The sequence below is a fragment of the Methylovirgula sp. 4M-Z18 genome (assembly GCF_037890675.1).
Lineage (GTDB): Bacteria > Pseudomonadota > Alphaproteobacteria > Rhizobiales > Beijerinckiaceae > 4M-Z18.
Window position 1 is genome coordinate 233,432 of the sequence record NZ_CP149574.1, and the last position, 16,494, is coordinate 249,925.

Here is a 16,494-nt window from a genome sequence, read left to right on the forward strand (position 1 = left end):
GCCTGCTATTTTTGCAAGACGGCACGAAGCGCAGCACATGTGGCATAACGGCCGCAGCCGAGCCGCGGTTCTGCCAAAGACGATTGACTTTGGCTGCGATCATCGCAATCCTCCCCCTCTCTGGGGGCAGATGTGATCGCGCAGAACGGGAAAACTTCAGGTCGCGGATGCGGGTGGCGGGCTTTGATCGCCGCGCCGGCTTTGGCGCTGTGCCTGATCCTATCCGCGTGCGGCGGGCGGCCGCCGCCAGGCATTCTCACTCCCGTGGCGCAGACGGATCCGCAGGCCAAACAGGTCGACGTGATCGTCGCGACCACGCGCGAATTTGATCCGGCCACCGACGCCTTCTCGACCAAGCGCGGCGACGGGCTGCTGTTTCAGAAGGTCGATGTGTCGATCCCGCCCAATCACAAGGACGGCGCGCTCGAGGCGCCCGAGGAATTGCCGGGAGATCCGAGCCGCAATTTCGTCACGACGCAGAATCGGGACCTGAGCGAGGCGGAGTTTCGCGCCGAGGTCACGAAGCATCTCGGCAAGAGCGGCGAGGTTTTGGTCTTCATTCACGGCTATAACACGACCCATCAGGAAGCCGTGTTCCGGATGGCGCAGATCACCAACGATTCAGGTTATCGCGGCGCCTCGGTGCTGTTCTCCTGGCCCTCGCAGGGCGAATTGTCCGGTTATCTGTATGATCGCGAAAGCTCGACCTATTCGCGCGATCAGCTCGAACACACGATCCACGTGCTGGCGGCGACTCCGGGCGTGAAGAAGATCAACCTGCTCGCGCATTCCATGGGTAATTGGCTCACGGTCGAGATGCTGCGGCAGGCACGGATTCGCGGCGACGTGGAATTCGGCGGCAAGCTGGGCCAAGTCATTCTCGCGTCTCCCGACGTCGATTTGGATGTGTTTCGCAAGGACATATTCCTGATCGGCCCGCGCAAGCCGCCGATCGTGATGCTAGTCTCGCGCAACGATTACGCACTGCAAGTTTCCGAACGCCTCGCCGGACGGGTGCGTGCCGGGGCCGCGGTGATCGACAATCCGCAAGCGCAAAAGGCCATTCAACAGGCGGGCATGATTGTCATCGACATGACCAAGGTCGATTCGAACGATGCGCTCAACCATTCGAAATTTGCCGAGTCGCCGGCGATCATCCAGAACATCGGCCGGCAGCTCAATGGCGTGCAGGAGAAATCGAATGCGCCCACGAGCGTCGGCGGATTCGTTCTCGACGCGGCGGGCCAGGTGCTTGGGGCGCCGAAGACGATTTTCGATACGGTGACATTGCGCAATGGCGGCGGCGGGATGTGACGGGTCTGACACGCGTCAACATCGTTATGCTCTTTAGCGCTTAAGCAAATCCGGCCGCCGGGTCTGCGTGATCGCTTCCGCCTGTTCGCGCCGCCAGCGCGCGATCTTCGCGTGATCGCCCGACAGCAGCACGTCGGGAATGGTGCGTCCTTCCCATTCGCGCGGGCGGGTGTAATGCGGATATTCGAGCAGGCCGTTTTCGAAGCTTTCTTCCGAGCCCGATTCCAATTTGCCCATCACGCCCGGCAACAGGCGCACGCAGGCGTCGAGCAGCACGATCGAGGCGATTTCGCCGCCCGAGAGGATGTAATCGCCGATCGACACTTCCTCGAGCCCGCGCGCTTCGATGACCCGTTCGTCGACGCCTTCGAACCGGCCGCAGATCAGGACGACACCAGGCCCTTCGCTCAAGCTGCGCACGCGCTCCTGGGTCAAAGGCTTGCCGCGCGGGCTCATCAGCAGGCGCGGCCGCGTATCATCGGCCGAAAGGCCAGCATCCAAGCTCGCCGCCAGCACGTCGGCGCGGATCACCATGCCGGGCCCGCCGCCAGCCGGCGTATCGTCCACGGCGCGGTGACGGCCAAGGCCATGGTCGCGAATGTTGCGCGTTTCCAGCGACCAGAGCCCGCGCGCCAGCGCATCGCCGGAAAGCGATTGGCCAAGCGGTCCGGGAAACATGTCGGGATAGAGCGTGAAGAGCGTGACGGCCCAAGCCGGCGTATCCGTCATGTCGGCGCTCGCGGGGAGAGGATCGATCTGGTCATCTCCTGCGCATAGGCAATAAACGTCCAACAGGCAATCCGGCCGGCCTCGATACGATTTGCCGGCCCGCCTTATGAATGAGAGGCGTCAGGCTCCCCCGCAACCTCTTGCGGCAAGTTCAGGACGATCCTGCCCGCGTCGAGGTCGACGGAGCGGACAACTGCGTCCAGGAACGGCAGCAGCAGCGTGTCGCCGCCCGCCTCAGGTTTGATTTCGAGAATGTCGCCGGCGCCGTAATTCTGCACGGCGACGACCGTGCCGATCGCCGCGCCATCGTCCGTCACGGCTTTCAGGCCAACGAGATCGGAATAGTAATATTCACCCGCCTGCGCGGGCGGCAAAAGTTCGCGCGCCACCGTGAGGCCGGTGCCGTTGAGCGCCTCGGCGGCGGTGCGGTCGTTCACGTCCTTGATGCGGACGATGAACAGATCGTCCTTGAGCGGCCGGGCGCCGGCGATCTCGAACATCTGCGTGCCGCCTTCGGCCTGCAGCGGTCCATAAGTGGCGAAAGCGGCGGGATCAGCGGTGAAACTCTTCACCCTGACCTCGCCGCGAATGCCATGTGCCGCGCCGAAAGTGGCGACGAGAACGCGCGGGCGCGTCACGGCTTGGCGGGAGCCGCGGGGGCAGGGGCCGTATTGTCGGCCGGCGCGGGCGGAGCATCGAAACGTTCGACCTTGGCGTTCTTGCGCATGTCGGCAACGGCGTCCTGTTGCGCCTTTTGCGCGACATAGCGGGCGACCTGGTCCTTCACGTCCTCGAAGGCTGGGAACTTGGTCATCCGCTTGTCTTCGACCTTGATGATATGCCAGCCGAAGTTGCTGTGCACCGGCTCCGACACCTGCCCCTTGTCGAGCTTGAATGCCGCCTCGCCGAATTCCGGCACCATCTTATCCTTGGTGAACCAGCCAAGATCGCCGCCATTCCCGCTCGGGTCCTTGGACAGTTCGTCAGCGATCTTGGCGAAATCCTCGCCGGCCTGAATGCGCTTCAGCGCGGCCTTGGCTTCGTCCTCGGTGGCCACGAGAATGTGGCGCGCATGAATTTCTTCCTGCGGCTTCATCTTCGCGGCGGCCTCGTCATAGACTTTCTTCATCGCCTCGTCGGTAACGGCCGTCTTGGCAATGTCGGCCATCAATTTGTCGGTCAAAATCTTTTCCCGGTAATAAGCCAGCGCGCGGGCGAATTCCGGCGTGTCGCCGAGCTTTTGTTCCTCGGCCTTCTGCACCATGATTTTCGCGTCGATAAGGTATTCGAGCACGTATTTGTCTTTCTCGGCCCCATCCAGGCTCGAGGGCAGGCTGCTCCCCAGTTCCGTTTCGGCGGTCGCCACGTCCTCATCGGTGATCTCCACGCCATTCACTTTGGCCAACACTTTTGCCGAGGCGGGCGACAGGGTGCCAAAGGCCACGACGGCAAAAGCCGCACCGACGAGAATCTTACGGCTGGCGGACGTCATGAATGCGTTAGAAACTTGCGACATACGAACTAGCTCCAGGGTCGGCCGGCGTTTCGCGCCAGCAGCATGGGGGATCTTGAGTCGGCGCGTAAACTGACCGATTGACGGTTCTAGGGCAACCCGGAATACGTTAGATTCTTATGCCTCACGATTTTGGTTAAATTTTATCCACCATGCGCCCGTTCCTGGTCGCGGGCCGAAAGGACAGCCGATGAAAGTGACAAGACTTGCCGCTCTGTTTGGCCTCAGCTCCCTGCTCGCCTCGACGGCCCTGGCGCAGACCCCCGTCGCTCCCAAGCCGGGGATAGAGAAAGTTGGCCATATCATCGTCTTCTATCTGGAGAATCGCGCCTTCGACAATCTCTATGGTTTGTTTCCGGGCGCGAACGGCCTCGCCAATGCCGGCGCAGCGGCGACCCAGGTGGATAAAGACGGCAAGCCCTATGACAAATTGCCGCCGGTGCTCGATACGAGCACCAACCCGCCCAAGCCCGACCCGCGCTTTCCTGCCGATCTGCCCAACGGCCCCTTCAAGGTCAACGATATCGTCTCGGTGGAGGAAAAGACCGGCGATCTCGTCCACCGCTTCTATAATGAGCAATTGCAGATCGACGGCGGCAAGATGGACAAATATGTCGCCTATTCCGACGCCTCAAGTCTCGTCATGAATTATTACGACGGCTCGAAATTGCCGCTGTGGAATTATGCGAAGCAATATGTCCTGATGGACAATTTCTTCCACGCCGCCTTCGGCGGGTCGTTCCTGAACCATTTCTGGCTGGTCTGCGCCTGCTCGCCGCGCTGGGACAATGCGCCAGATAAATTCGTCGCCAAGCTCGACGACAAGGGCAACCTGATCTCGGACGGCCAGGTGACGCCCGACGGATACGCGGTCAATACCTCGTTCTCAGTCTACCAGCCGCATCCGGCGAAATTCGATGCCGACAAGAGCCAGTTGGTGCCGCCGCAGGACATGCCGAACATCGGCGACCGGCTGTCGGAAAAGAACGTGTCCTGGGCCTGGTATTCGGGTGGCTGGAACGACGCGGTGGCCGGCCATCCGGCGCCTTTGTTCCAGTTCCACCACCAGCCGTTCGCCTATTTCAAGAATTACGGTGACGGCACGCCGGGCCGCGCCGCCCATTTGAAGGATTACCTCGACCTGGTGAACGATATTCGCAACAATACCCTGCCGCAGGTTGTCTTTTATAAGCCGATCGGCGAACTGAACGAGCACAACGGCTATGCCAACGTGCTCGACGGTGACCAGCATGTCGTTGATTTGATCGAGAAAATCCAAGCGACCCCGGCTTGGAACGACAGCGTGATCATCGTCACCTATGACGAAAACGGCGGTCTTTGGGATCATGTCGCGCCGCCCAAGACCGACAAATGGGGCCCGGGCACGCGCATCCCGACCTTGCTGATTTCGCCGCTCGCCAAGAAAGGCTTCGTCGATCACACCGAATACGACACGACCTCGATCCTGAAACTGATCGAGACGCGGTACGGCCTGGTACCGCTCGGCACGCGCGACGCGGCGGTCAATGACATGACCAACGCGTTGGATTTGCAGTAATATTCTCGAACGACCCGCGGCCTTCGAGGCTCCCGGAGGACCACCGCCCCAAAAGCGGCGGTCCTTTTTGGCATTTCGCCCTTTGTCGTCTCCTCGCATTGACAAGGGAGGGGGGCAATCCTACATGTCACGCGGCATTTTGGCCGGCTTTTGCGGGTTTTCACGCTGAACGAGCGGGACCTGCGGGCTGTCCGTCCGTAGCAGGTTCGCCGAGACGGGGCGCGCCGGGAACCTGAACACCAGTTGCCCGGTTTTGCGGTTTTCTGGCGATATCGAAGGGTTTTTTGATGTTTGGCGCTCTGGCAAAGAAAATATTCGGCTCCGCAAACGACCGCCGCCTCAAAACCTACCGGCCGAAAGTCGCCGCCATTGCGGCGCTTGAGCCGGAAGTCTCGTCCCTGACCGACGAACAGCTCAAGGCGCGCACCCAAGAATTCCGCAACATGCTTGAGTCGGGCAAGACGCTCGACGACATTCTTGCCCCCGCTTTCGCAACCGTGCGCGAGGCGGCCAAGCGCACGCTCGGCCAGCGCCATTTCGATGTCCAGATGATCGGCGGCGTGGTGCTGCATGAAGGCGCGATCGCCGAAATGCGCACCGGTGAAGGCAAGACGCTGGTCGCGACCCTCGCGACCTATCTCAACGCCCTCAACGGCAAGGGCGTCCATGTGGTGACAGTCAACGACTACCTCGCTCGCCGCGACGCCGAATGGATGGGCCGGATCTACAATTTCCTCGGCCTCAGCGTCGGCGTCATCGTGCACGGGCTCGACGACGATCAGCGCCGCCAGGCCTATGCGGCCGACATCACCTACGGCACGAACAACGAATTCGGCTTCGACTATCTGCGCGACAACATGAAATACGAGTTGGCGCAGATGGTGCAGCGCGGCCACGCCTTCGCCATCGTCGACGAAGTGGACTCGATTCTGGTCGACGAAGCGCGCACGCCACTGATCATTTCCGGCCCGTCCGACGACAAGTCCGACCTGTACAATTCCATCGACAAGTTCATCCCGGTGCTGGTGAAGGAAGATTTCGAGATCGACGAAAAACAGCGCAGCGTCCATCTCACCGAGGTCGGCAACGAGCATATCGAACAATTGCTGCGCGAGGCGAATATCCTCACCGAGGGCTCGCTCTATGAGGCGGCGAATGCGACGCTCGTGCACCACGTGCAGCAGGCGCTGAAAGCGCACAAGTTGTTCCAACGCGACAAGGATTACATCGTCAAGGACGGCGAGGTGATCATCATCGACGAATTCTCCGGCCGCATGATGCGCGGACGTCGCTATTCGGAAGGCCTGCATCAGGCGCTGGAGGCCAAGGAACATGTGGCGGTGCAGCCAGAAAACGTGACGCTCGCCTCCATCACCTTCCAGAATTATTTCCGCCTCTACGCGAAGCTCGCCGGCATGACCGGTACGGCGGCGACGGAGGCCAATGAATTCGCCGAGATCTACAAGCTCGACGTGGTCGAAATCCCGACCAACCGGCCGGTGCAGCGCATCGACGAGCATGATGAAGTCTATCGCACCGAGAAGGAAAAGCTCAAAGCGATCGTCAAGGAAATCCAAGAGGCGGCCACCGAGATGCAGCCGATGCTCGTCGGCACGACGTCGATCGAGAAATCGGAAGCGCTGGCGGAATTCCTGAAGACGCAAGGCTTCAAGCAGATCGATTTCGAGCAGCCCGGCGCGATCGACAAGCTCTATGCCGGCGCACGGTCCGGCGTCTCGGCGAAGCAATTTGCCGTGCTGAACGCCCGTTTCCACGAGCAGGAAGCCTATATCGTGGCCGAAGCCGGCGTGCCGGGCGCAATCACGGTCGCTACCAATATGGCTGGCCGCGGCACCGACATTCAGCTCGGCGGCAACGTCGAGATGCGCATCGCCGCCGAATGTGCCGGCATCGAGGATCCGGCGGCGCGGCAGCAGAAAGAGCAGGCGATCCGCGCTGAAGTGGCCGGCTTCAAGGAAAAGGCGCTCGCCGCGGGCGGTCTCTATATCATTGGCACTGAGCGGCACGAGAGCCGCCGCATCGACAATCAGTTGCGCGGTCGCGGCGGCCGTCAGGGCGACCCCGGCCGCTCGAAATTCTTCCTGTCGCTGCAGGACGATCTGATGCGCATTTTCGGCTCCGAGCGCATGGATTCGATGCTGCAGAAATTCGGCTTGAAGGAAGACGAGCCTATCGTCCATCCCTGGATCAACAAGGCGCTGGAAAAGGCGCAGCAGAAAGTCGAAGCGCGCAACTTCGACATTCGCAAGAACATTCTCAAATACGACGACGTGATGAATGACCAGCGCAAGGTCATTTTCGAAGACCGCCGCAAGATGATGGCGCAGGACTCGCTCGAGGAGTCGGTGCACGACATGCGGCACGACGTCGTCGACGATTTGGTCATGAAACATATTCCCGAAGGCGCGTATCCGGATGCCTGGGACGTGACCGGTCTGCACGATCAGGTACGGAACTTCCTCAATCTCGACGTGCCGGTGGCCGATTGGGCCAAGGAAGAAGGCATTGCCGACGAGGAAATGATCGAGCGCCTGACCAAGTCGTCCGACGACGCCTATGCGGCACGGGTCGAGAAGAACACGCCGGACGTGATGCGCTATGTCGAGAAGCAGGTGATCCTGCAGGTGCTCGACCAATTATGGCGCGAGCATCTCATCACACTGGACCATTTGCGCCAGGTGATCGGCTGGCGTGGCCTCGCCCAGCGCGACCCGCTGAACGAATACAAGTCCGAAGCCTTCGAATTGTTCAAGAGCCTGATCGACCATTGGCATCAGACCGTGACGGGCCATCTGATGCGTGTCGAAGTGATGTTCCAGGCGCCGGAAAATTCCGCGCCGGCCATGGAGGCGCATCATTTCGACCCGCAGACCGGCGAGGATGACGAGCAGTTGGCGCGGCTCAATGCCAGTGTCGCGTCAAGCGATTTCTCGGCGCTCGCGGTTGCCGCGCCGGCGCTGGCAGGCGAATTTGCGCCCGCGCCGCCCGCCTTGCGCGATCCGGACGATCCGTCAAGCTGGGGCCGCGTCGGGCGCAACGAGCCTTGTCCCTGCGGTTCGGGCAAGAAGTTCAAACATTGTCACGGTGCGCTGGTTTAACCGGGGAGCTTATACCCAAGGTCGCTAGCGGCGACCTTTGGACCGCTCTTCATTATTTTTCGCTAGGGCCTTGAAAAGGTGAAAAATGAAGTAAGGAACCAACGGTCACCCTCGTGGCCGTTGGTATTAACCGTTTGTAATCCCTAACCTGTCTCTTTCTGTGGGATTGGTGCAAATACCCCAATCCCGCCATATTTCATTCAGGTTGGGTTCAGTGCGTCCGCTTAATATGGTGGCTAAGTTAGAGACTTGCGCGAACCTTCGGCACGTCTCGTGCAAGTTCTGAGAAATTGGAGACCCACTATGGCATTGACCCTCAAGAAGAGCCTCGCCGGCGGCCTTGCCGGTCTGACCTTGATCACCGCGCTGACCATGAGCGCAACGCCGGCGGCCGCTTGGTGGCGCCACGGCGGCTGGGGATGGGGTGGCCCGGCTATCGCTGCGGGCGTGCTCGGCGGGTTGGTCGTGGGTAGCGCCATTGCAAATTCGCGTCCCTATTATGGCCCCGGCCCTGGCTATTATTATGATGGCCCGTGCCATCCGGCCCGGACGCCAGTCTATGACGGCTATGGCAATTTCGCCGGCTATCGCGTGGTGCGCGTCTGCGAATGATCGCGATCGCCTAGCGCGATTGAAGAGCCCCGGCTTTGTCCGGGGTTTTTCTTTGTCTTGAACAACAGGATCCGCAAAACAAAAGCGCGGCTTCAGTCCCCTGAGGCCGCGCTCGCTTTATCGGATAATTGCCAAGACGCTTATTGCGCGTCCTGAGCGTTGAACCCCACGGCGACCGTCGGGGTGGTTGCGCCACCCGCGAGCATCTTGCCGGCGGGCTGCTTGCGCCGGGTCAGGCTGGCCTGCGGCTTGTCGGCCTGTGGCACCACTGCCGGCTTTTGCAGCTTGGGCTTCGCTTTGGCGACGGGCTTTGCGGCGAGTTGCGCGGTTTTGTGCGTGACGGTCGGCACGGGGGCTGTGGCCGGCGCCTCAGCCGTGGCTGCAGGCTGTTGCGCCGGAACCGGCAGGGCCGAGGTCGTGTCGTCGTTCAAGCCCAGCCAGCGCTTGTAGAAGGGTGTCTCAGCCTTGGCCGGCACCGTATCGACTGGGGCGTAGGCCGTCGCGCTCGCCATAACCGGCGCCTGGGCCGGAGCGGCCGGCGTCGTCGCCACGGCAACGACCGGGGTCGGAGCCGGGGCTGGGGCTGCAACCGAAGGAGTGGTGGGCTTGCCGCCGGTCTCCTTGGCGGCGATCACGGCATCGGTCTTGTTGGCGGCAACCTGCACGACGGGCGATTGCGGCTTACTGCTGTCATCCAGCACGATTTCGGTCGGTTCCGCGGCCAAAGCCTCGGTCCGGCTCACCTCCATGCCGTGATCCTGATGCAGGTCGCGGAAATAGGGGTTCTGGCCGCCGTCGGAATAGACGTACTCGACCGCCTTCACGCCGCGCTGCACGAGTTCGGCGACCTGCTGATCGTCGCGCGTGGCCTTGGCGGCAACCGCTGCTTCCTCTTCTTCATTGGTCCTCAAGTCCGGGCAGGGGCTACTGGCGTCCATGCCGCCGGCCGGGGTCGCGTCGAAGACGTAATGCTTGCCGCAGACGCCGACGCTCGGCTCCTGCTTCGTCACCTCAAAATGGTCGCTGCCGTTCTTGAGCTGCTTCCAGAAGGCGATATTCGGATCGCTACGGTGCTTGGCCAGATTTTCCGCCGACATGTGGAACGGATAGGATTGCATCTGCACGGCTTTCTGGCCGCCGTTGAAGCCCTCGCGCACGATGGCGTAAATCTCGCCGATCTGCCGGTCGGTCATCGAGAAGCAGCCCGCCGAGGAGCAGGCGCCGTGCACCATGATCAGGCCGCCCGAGGCGCCGTGCGCCCGGTCATAGGCATTGGGGTAGCCGACGTTGAACGACAGGTAGTAATTGGAATTGGGGTTCATCTGCCCAGGGGTGATCGTATAGAAGCCTTCCGGCACCTGACGGTCGCCCTCGCGGGTCTTGGGACCGAGCTGGCCGGACCAGCGGCACATTGGATAGGTCTTCAACAGCGTATATTGCCCGTCCGATTTCATCTTCCAGATTTCGAACTCCGCTTCCTGCTTATAGGTGCGGATCAGCACGGGGGCGTTCTGGTTCGTGCCTTTTTCGGACATGAGCTGCAGGGTTTCGGGCGAGATCGCTTTATAGGCGCGCCCATTCACATCGTCATCGTCGCAACCGGCAACAAGCGCCGAAAGGGACACAGCGACGAGAAGACCACCGAGCGTCCGCAAAAGGTTGGATGTCCGCATGACTTTATAAATCCCAAGCTCTTATTGTCCGTGCCCAGCATCGGGCCGGACATCTCGTTATGATTTATAGCTCACATGGTTACGCAGCCCTTACTGCGGCCGGACTCAATTTGGCGGCACGGTGAACAAACCGTTAAGGGATCGCGTAAAGCCCCACACTCTACTTATCGTTAATTTAGACGATTTTGCGGCGGATGTCTTCGGCAAAGGCCAGACTGCCTATTTTCTGCCCATTTTCAGGAATTTCTCGGCCCGCGCTTCGCGCAATTCTGCGGGCGGGAGATGGGCAAGATCGGCGAAAGCGCCCGAAATCGCCTTGCCGGTTGCGGCCAGCATGGCCTCGGGATCGCGGTGCGCGCCGCCGATCGGCTCCGGGATGATGGCGTCGATGATGCCGAATTTCAAAAGGTCCTGGGCGGTGATCTTCATATTGGTCGCGGCGTCCTGGGCCCGGGCGGAATCGCGCCACAGGATCGAGGCCGAGGCCTCGGGCGATGCCACCGTGTAGATGGCGTGTTCCAGCATCAGCACCTTGTTGCAGCTTGCGATGGCGATGGCGCCGCCCGAGCCGCCTTCGCCGATCACCACCGCGACATTGGGCACGTCCAGCATCAGACAGGCGTCGATGGAGCGGGCGATCGCCTCGGCCTGGCCGCGCTCCTCGGCATCGACACCCGGGAAGGCGCCCGCTGTGTCGACGAAGGAGAGAACCGGAATGCCGAACCGATTGGCGAGTTCCATCAAGCGGATAGCCTTGCGGTAGCCCTCCGGCCGGGCCATGCCGAAATTGTGCCGCAGGCGGCTTTCGGTGTCGTGGCCCTTCTCCTGGCCGATCACGCAGACCGATTGACCCGCGAACCGGCCGAAGCCGCCGATCACCGCCTCGTCCTCGGCAAAGGCACGGTCGCCGGCGAGCGGGGTGAAATCGCTGATCAGGCGGGCAAGGTAATTGGTGAAATGCGGCCGCTCCGGGTGGCGGGCAACTTGCGTCTTCTGCCAGGGGGTGAGCTGGGCATAGAGGTCCTTGAGGGCCTTGGCGTTTTTCGCTTCGAGCCGGGTCAGTTCCTCCCCGATCCCGACCGCCCCGCCCTTGGCCGCAACGGCGCGCAATTCATCGACTTTCGCATCCAGCTCCGCAATGGGCCGTTCAAAATCGAGATAAGAGGGCATGCAACGCCTTTAAATGAATGACCAGAACGGCCGGAAAGAGGCCTCTAACTGGCGAGTTGAGTGCGGGAAGTCAAGGCGGAATGTTTGACATGAATCCGTGTCGGACTCTGCAAGCAAGCCGCCCGCGTGGACATGAAAAATGCCTCGGATTTGCTGGACGCGCATCAAGCTCGCGCCTCCACGATCCGCACGATATCCGCCATGATCGTGTTCAATTCATAATCCTTCGGTGTGTAGACTGCCGCGACGCCGGCTTCCTTCAACACTTTCGCATCCTCCGGCGGAATGATGCCGCCGATTACCACGGGCACGTCGTCGAGTCCTTCAGCCTTCATCCGCGCCATCACGTCTTTGACGAGCGGCACGTGCGAGCCCGACAGAATCGACAGGCCGACGCAATGCACGCCTTCTTCCAGCGCCGCGTTGACGATTTCCGCCGGGGTGAGGCGGATGCCTTCATAGACGACTTCCATGCCCGCGTCGCGGGCGCGCACGGCGATCTGCTCGGCTCCGTTGGAATGGCCGTCGAGGCCGGGCTTGCCGACGAGAAACTTCACGCGGCGGCCTAGCTTCTTCGAGACGCGCTCGACTTCGGCGCGCACATCGTCGAGGCCGTCCGCCACCTGCCGCGCGCTGCGGCCGACGCCGGTCGGCGCGCGGAACTCGCCGAACACATCGCGCAGCACGGCGCCCCACTCGCCGGTGGTGACGCCGGCTTTGGCCGCCGCAATCGACGGCTCCATGATGTTGCGGTTGGAGCGCGCCGCGTCGCGCAGATCGGCGAGCGCCGCGCTCACCGCCGCCTGGTCGCGCGCTTTGCGCCAGTCGTCGAGCCGCGCGATCTGCTCGGCTTCGACATGTTCCGGCACGACCATGATCGCGCCTTCGCCGGCCGTGAGCGGCGAGGGTTCAGAGTCGATAAAACGGTTGACGCCGACGACCACTTGCGCACCGCGTTCGATGTTCTCCAGGCGCTGCGTGTTCGATTCCACCAGCTTCGATTTCATATAGCCGGTTTCGATCGCCGCGATCGCGCCGCCCATCGCATCGATGGCCGCGAGTTCGGCGCGCGCTTGCTCTTTGAGCTCATCGACCTTGCGCATGATCTCGGTGCTGCCGTCGAAAATGTCGCCATATTCGAGCAGGTCCGTTTCATAGGCCATGATCTGCTGCATGCGCAGCGACCATTGCTGATCGAACGGGCGCGGCAGGCCGAGCGCCTCGTTCCAGGCCGGCAATTGCACGGCGCGGGCGCGGGCGTTTTTCGACAGCACGACCGCGAGCATTTCGATGAGGATGCGATAGACGTTGTTCTCCGGCTGCTGCTCGGTGAGGCCGAGCGAATTCACCTGCACGCCATAGCGGAAGCGACGTTGCTTTTCGTCCGCGACGCCGTAACGCGAGCTGAGAATTTCGTCCCATAATTCGGTGAAGGCGCGCATCTTGCATAGTTCGGTGACGAAGCGCATGCCGGCATTGACGAAGAAGGATATGCGCTGCGCCACATCGCCCAACGCGGGCGACGAGGCATCGCCCGCGGCCTTGATCGTGTCGAGCACGGCGATCGCGGTCGCAAGCGCGTAGGCCAATTCCTGCACCGGTGTCGCGCCTGCTTCCTGCAGATGGTACGAGCACACATTCATCGGATTCCATTTCGGCAGTTCCTTGGTCGTGAACAGAATCACGTCCTTGATCAGCCGCATGGAGGGCGCAGGCGGGAAGACATAGGTGCCGCGCGAGAGATATTCCTTGATGATGTCGTTCTGCGTCGTGCCGTTAAGTTTCGCGCGCGGTGCGCCTTGCTCATCGGCGGCGGCGATATAGAGCGCGAGCAGCCAGGGCGCCGTCGCGTTGATCGTCATCGAGGTGTTCATCTCGGCGATCGGAATGTCGCGGAACAGCGCGCGCATATCGCCCAAATGCGAGATCGGCACGCCCACTTTGCCGACTTCGCCGCGGGCAAGAGCAGAGTCGGAATCATATCCCGTCTGGGTCGGCAGGTCGAAGGCGATGGAGAGGCCGGTTTGCCCCTTGGCGAGATTGGCGCGGTAGAGCTTGTTGGACTCGTCGGCGGTCGAGTGGCCCGCATAGGTGCGGAAAATCCACGGCTTGTCCCGGATCGTCCCTGTTTCGCTCATCGTCCCATCCCTCTTAAATCATGCATTTCAGCTTATTTTGCTGCATAGCACAAATTTTGGGAAGGGGGACGTTTTGGGCGGTGCCGGGAAGCGCATCCAAGAAGAGATGAAATTCCTAAAAAAGGGGGTTATTCTAGGAAATTAGTGTGGCGGAGACTTGAAATGGATCGGATCGATCGGCGTATTCTCGCCGAATTGCAGGCGGATGGGCGTATGGCGATGGTCGAATTGGCGGATCGCGTCAGCCTGACGAAGACGCCTTGCACCGAACGGGTGAAGCGCCTCGAAAATGCCGGGGTCATTCGCGGCTACCGGGCGGATCTCGATCCCGAGCTTCTCGATTGCGGCCATGTGGTGATCGTCCTTGTCACCCTGGACAAGACCGGCGACGATGCGCTCGAGCGCTTCAACGACGCGATACGCCGCATTCCCGAAATCCAGTGCTGCTACATGGTGGCGGGCAATTTCGACTATATGCTCAAGGTGCGGACCAAGGACGTCGCGCATTATCGCGCCGTTCTAGGCGACCATATCGGCCGGCTCCCCAATATTCAGCAGACCCATTCCTTTGTCGCCATCGAACTGGTCAAGGACGAGGTGACTGTGCCGGTCCCGACCGGCCGATAAGAGTGCCGTCATTCCGCCTTTGTCGAGACCAGGTGGGATTGGGCGGCGCAGGCGGCAAGATCGTCGCTCGCCAGGCGGAAGAAGACCTTTTCCGGCATGGCGCGCGCGCCGAGGCTCTCGTAAAACGTATTCAGGGCGTGGTCTTTCGCATCGGCCGTCCAGTCGATGCGCCCAAGCTCGCGCTCGAGGGCGAGCGCCGCGAGCGCGCGCATCAGTGCCCTCCCAACGCCAGTGCCGCGTGCCGCCTTCGCCACATACAGCTCTTTCAGGAAGAGACCCGCCCGTATGCCCGGGCCGGGAAAGACCGTCGCGAAGGCGGCAAAACCGATCATGCTATCCGTCTCCGCCATCAGAATTTCGACCCCGTCGGGAAGGCGGCGAAGGCCGTTCGCGATCTGCGGCAAGGGCGGGCAGAAGACGCCGTAATGATCCTGCATTTCGGCAATGAGTGCGGCGAGCGCGTCAATGTCCGATGCGGCGAAGGGGCGAATGTTCAACATTTGGAATGCATCACACCTGCAGCACAGCCTGCCGGTTGCGCAGCGTCTCGCTGATCGCCTTCAGCCCGTCGGCGATCTCCGGTTCCGATTCGATGATCCACACACCCGCGCGGCCGTCGAGCAGGGCGCGAAGCGTTTCGGCCTGGCCGACCAGCCGTTCGTCACAGGCGGCGAGCGCCGCCAGGGCCTGCGCTTCCTGGCGGTAGCGTTGCATCATCCGGTCGTTTTCCGGCACGGGCTGCGCGCGAATCTGCCCCTCGAGGCTGCCAATGGTTTTGGACAGGCGCTCGAGGGCCTGGGCGCCGGACACCGCGCTCGCGTCGGGAAAAGGCTGGGCGCGCGTCGGCGGCGGCAGAAACTGGTGCCGGTACGCACTTTCCGCGCTCTCGACGCTGGCGCGCGCCTGGCCAAGCAGCCAGCCGACCTTGGCGCGGATCATTAGGTCGTCGGCGCGCAATTGATTTTCCGTGCGGTAGAAGTTGTAGCCCCAACCATAGAAGAGGTTGATCGCAAGCTGCTTCAGCGCGCCGGCGTCATAGAAGGCGGACGCGCTCATGACCCGCCTTTCGCCCCCGAAAGCCCGGCGTCGGGACCAAGCCCGATGGTGCCGATCGGTTGCGCGCCGATCGAGAACGGCAGGCCCGCCGCGGCGTTGGGTGCGGAGACCAGGCCCTTTTCCGCCATGCGCAAGGCGAGATAATAGCGCACGGCCTCGATGGGCGTGAGGCCGAGCGCCTGCAATGAGATCAGTTCGCGCATGCGCTCGTCCTTCGGCAGGATCAGCACTTTGAGATCGTTCAGCATAATGCCGTAGATCTTCAGGAAGTCGGCGAGATGCGCCTTCACCCCTTCGCGGATATCGTTGATGCGTTCGTTGATATGTTCCATTTTGGTGACTTGCACCACCTGGTTGATCGCCTGCTCGATGGCGGGGCCGGCATAGGCCGCGATTTCGTTCGTGTCGATCACATTGCCGTTGAAGGGCAGGTGCGTGATGAGGTCGAGCGCTGCCTCCTTCGTGTCGACATGGATGTAATAATCCACCTGATAGGCCATTTCCGCCATTTCGGCGCTGGTGGCGATGCCGGAATTGCGCACCAGGAGCTTGGCGCGGTTGATATAGATCACCTCGAAGACCCAGGGCGAGGTGCCACCGAAAAAGCCCTGCACGATCGAGCCGATCAGCGGCTTGTCGGGTGTCGTCAGCGCATATTGCCCGGTCTCATAGACGTTCAGCACCGCGCCGCGCGATTTCAGGACGCAGAAATGATTGCTCTCGACCGTCAGCAGCGATCCCGACACGATGCTGTCGTCGGCGATCTTGATCGCGACGCCGCGCGTTCCGAGCATATCGGTGCCGTCTCTCTGCAATGAGGTGATCACTTGCCGTGCGATAGCCATGCGACGTTTCCTTCTGTCCCGTGCACCGTTCTGCGGCGCCTCCGTCGCCCTCCATTAATTCGGATCAGCGGGCAAATGTCGAGAGAGGTAGCTCACTCATGGCTAATCCGCCGCACGCGACCTCAGGCCGCGTGCGGCGG

At 61.7% G+C, this 16,494-nt stretch carries 14 protein-coding genes; 5 read left to right on the top strand and 9 right to left on the bottom strand.

Annotated elements, in window-relative coordinates; translation table 11 throughout:
• The first annotated feature begins 183 nt into the window (after nucleotides 1-183).
• Nucleotides 184-1,314: an alpha/beta hydrolase gene (locus tag V9T28_RS01000; RefSeq protein WP_158554766.1), complete on the top strand. Its 1,131-nt coding sequence runs from the start codon at nucleotides 184-186 to the stop codon at nucleotides 1,312-1,314.
• A gap of 33 nt (nucleotides 1,315-1,347) precedes the next feature.
• Here the strand turns inward: V9T28_RS01000 and trmD are convergent, their stop codons facing one another.
• From trmD to V9T28_RS01015, 3 genes are all read right to left on the bottom strand, one after another.
• Nucleotides 1,348-2,043: a tRNA (guanosine(37)-N1)-methyltransferase TrmD gene (trmD, locus tag V9T28_RS01005; RefSeq protein ID WP_116400371.1), complete on the bottom strand. Its 696-nt coding sequence runs from the start codon at nucleotides 2,041-2,043 to the stop codon at nucleotides 1,348-1,350.
• Between the two features lie 104 nt (nucleotides 2,044-2,147).
• On the bottom strand, nucleotides 2,148-2,681 hold the full coding sequence (gene rimM / locus V9T28_RS01010; RefSeq protein ID WP_116400372.1) for a ribosome maturation factor RimM: 534 nt from the start codon (nucleotides 2,679-2,681) through the stop codon (nucleotides 2,148-2,150).
• The gene (locus V9T28_RS01015) at nucleotides 2,678-3,559 is read right to left on the bottom strand and encodes a foldase protein PrsA (protein WP_245424057.1); all 882 of its coding nucleotides are present in this window, start codon (nucleotides 3,557-3,559) and stop codon (nucleotides 2,678-2,680) included. The genes rimM and V9T28_RS01015 overlap by 4 nt, the downstream gene beginning before the upstream one ends.
• 187 nt (nucleotides 3,560-3,746) lie before the next feature.
• Between V9T28_RS01015 and V9T28_RS01020 the strand changes: the two genes are divergently transcribed.
• The 3 genes from V9T28_RS01020 (at nucleotide 3,747) to V9T28_RS01030 (ending at nucleotide 8,845) form a co-directional block, all read left to right on the top strand.
• Nucleotides 3,747-5,114 (top strand): alkaline phosphatase family protein, encoded by a 1,368-nt coding sequence (locus tag V9T28_RS01020; protein WP_116400374.1) that lies wholly within the window; start codon nucleotides 3,747-3,749, stop codon nucleotides 5,112-5,114.
• A 287-nt stretch (nucleotides 5,115-5,401) separates the two neighbouring features.
• Nucleotides 5,402-8,233: a preprotein translocase subunit SecA gene (gene secA, locus V9T28_RS01025; RefSeq protein ID WP_116400375.1), complete on the top strand. Its 2,832-nt coding sequence runs from the start codon at nucleotides 5,402-5,404 to the stop codon at nucleotides 8,231-8,233.
• Between the two features lie 303 nt (nucleotides 8,234-8,536).
• A complete protein-coding gene (locus V9T28_RS01030) occupies nucleotides 8,537-8,845 on the top strand; it encodes a hypothetical protein (protein WP_245424058.1) in 309 nt (102 codons plus the stop codon).
• A 140-nt stretch (nucleotides 8,846-8,985) separates the two neighbouring features.
• Here V9T28_RS01030 and V9T28_RS01035 read toward each other — a convergent pair whose 3' ends face one another.
• The 3 genes from V9T28_RS01035 to V9T28_RS01045 form a co-directional block, all read right to left on the bottom strand.
• Entirely contained in the window at nucleotides 8,986-10,518 is a 1,533-nt protein-coding gene (locus tag V9T28_RS01035) for a L,D-transpeptidase family protein (RefSeq protein WP_245424059.1), read from the bottom strand.
• A 219-nt stretch (nucleotides 10,519-10,737) separates the two neighbouring features.
• Nucleotides 10,738-11,688 carry an acetyl-CoA carboxylase carboxyltransferase subunit alpha gene (locus tag V9T28_RS01040; RefSeq protein ID WP_116400376.1) on the bottom strand — a complete coding sequence of 317 codons (951 nt, stop codon included), beginning with the start codon at nucleotides 11,686-11,688 and terminating at the stop codon, nucleotides 10,738-10,740.
• A 164-nt stretch (nucleotides 11,689-11,852) separates the two neighbouring features.
• A complete protein-coding gene (locus V9T28_RS01045) occupies nucleotides 11,853-13,826 on the bottom strand; it encodes a protein meaA (RefSeq protein ID WP_116400377.1) in 1,974 nt (657 codons plus the stop codon).
• Between the two features lie 162 nt (nucleotides 13,827-13,988).
• On the opposite strand from V9T28_RS01045, the gene V9T28_RS01050 reads away from it, so the two are divergent.
• On the top strand, nucleotides 13,989-14,453 hold the full coding sequence (locus tag V9T28_RS01050; protein WP_116400378.1) for an Lrp/AsnC family transcriptional regulator: 465 nt from the start codon (nucleotides 13,989-13,991) through the stop codon (nucleotides 14,451-14,453).
• 8 nt (nucleotides 14,454-14,461) lie between these two features.
• On the opposite strand, the gene V9T28_RS01055 is transcribed toward V9T28_RS01050, so the two are convergent.
• The 3 genes from V9T28_RS01055 to V9T28_RS01065 are packed head-to-tail and all read right to left on the bottom strand — an operon-like array spanning nucleotide 14,462 to nucleotide 16,354.
• The gene (locus V9T28_RS01055) at nucleotides 14,462-14,953 is read right to left on the bottom strand and encodes a GNAT family N-acetyltransferase (protein ID WP_116400379.1); all 492 of its coding nucleotides are present in this window, start codon (nucleotides 14,951-14,953) and stop codon (nucleotides 14,462-14,464) included.
• A gap of 10 nt (nucleotides 14,954-14,963) precedes the next feature.
• On the bottom strand, nucleotides 14,964-15,509 hold the full coding sequence (locus tag V9T28_RS01060; RefSeq protein WP_116400380.1) for a hypothetical protein: 546 nt from the start codon (nucleotides 15,507-15,509) through the stop codon (nucleotides 14,964-14,966).
• Nucleotides 15,506-16,354, bottom strand: coding sequence for an SPFH domain-containing protein (locus V9T28_RS01065; RefSeq protein WP_116400381.1), 849 nt, complete (start codon nucleotides 16,352-16,354; stop codon nucleotides 15,506-15,508). The genes V9T28_RS01060 and V9T28_RS01065 overlap by 4 nt, the downstream gene beginning before the upstream one ends.
• Nucleotides 16,355-16,494: the final 140 nt, after the last annotated feature.

What these genes read in the sequence shown, in the direction of transcription:
- trmD (WP_116400371.1), bottom strand. Translation starts at nt 2,043, where the DNA reads ATGACGGATACGCCGGCTTGGGCCGTCACGCTCTTCACGCTCTATCCC.
- V9T28_RS01015 (WP_245424057.1), bottom strand. Translation starts at nt 3,559, where the DNA reads ATGTCGCAAGTTTCTAACGCATTCATGACGTCCGCCAGCCGTAAGATT.
- V9T28_RS01020 (WP_116400374.1), top strand. Translation starts at nt 3,747, where the DNA reads ATGAAAGTGACAAGACTTGCCGCTCTGTTTGGCCTCAGCTCCCTGCTC.
- secA (WP_116400375.1), top strand. Translation starts at nt 5,402, where the DNA reads ATGTTTGGCGCTCTGGCAAAGAAAATATTCGGCTCCGCAAACGACCGC.
- V9T28_RS01030 (WP_245424058.1), top strand. Translation starts at nt 8,537, where the DNA reads ATGGCATTGACCCTCAAGAAGAGCCTCGCCGGCGGCCTTGCCGGTCTG.
- V9T28_RS01035 (WP_245424059.1), bottom strand. Translation starts at nt 10,518, where the DNA reads ATGCGGACATCCAACCTTTTGCGGACGCTCGGTGGTCTTCTCGTCGCT.
- V9T28_RS01040 (WP_116400376.1), bottom strand. Translation starts at nt 11,688, where the DNA reads ATGCCCTCTTATCTCGATTTTGAACGGCCCATTGCGGAGCTGGATGCG.
- V9T28_RS01045 (WP_116400377.1), bottom strand. Translation starts at nt 13,826, where the DNA reads ATGAGCGAAACAGGGACGATCCGGGACAAGCCGTGGATTTTCCGCACC.
- V9T28_RS01050 (WP_116400378.1), top strand. Translation starts at nt 13,989, where the DNA reads ATGGATCGGATCGATCGGCGTATTCTCGCCGAATTGCAGGCGGATGGG.
- V9T28_RS01055 (WP_116400379.1), bottom strand. Translation starts at nt 14,953, where the DNA reads ATGTTGAACATTCGCCCCTTCGCCGCATCGGACATTGACGCGCTCGCC.
- V9T28_RS01060 (WP_116400380.1), bottom strand. Translation starts at nt 15,509, where the DNA reads ATGAGCGCGTCCGCCTTCTATGACGCCGGCGCGCTGAAGCAGCTTGCG.
- V9T28_RS01065 (WP_116400381.1), bottom strand. Translation starts at nt 16,354, where the DNA reads ATGGCTATCGCACGGCAAGTGATCACCTCATTGCAGAGAGACGGCACC.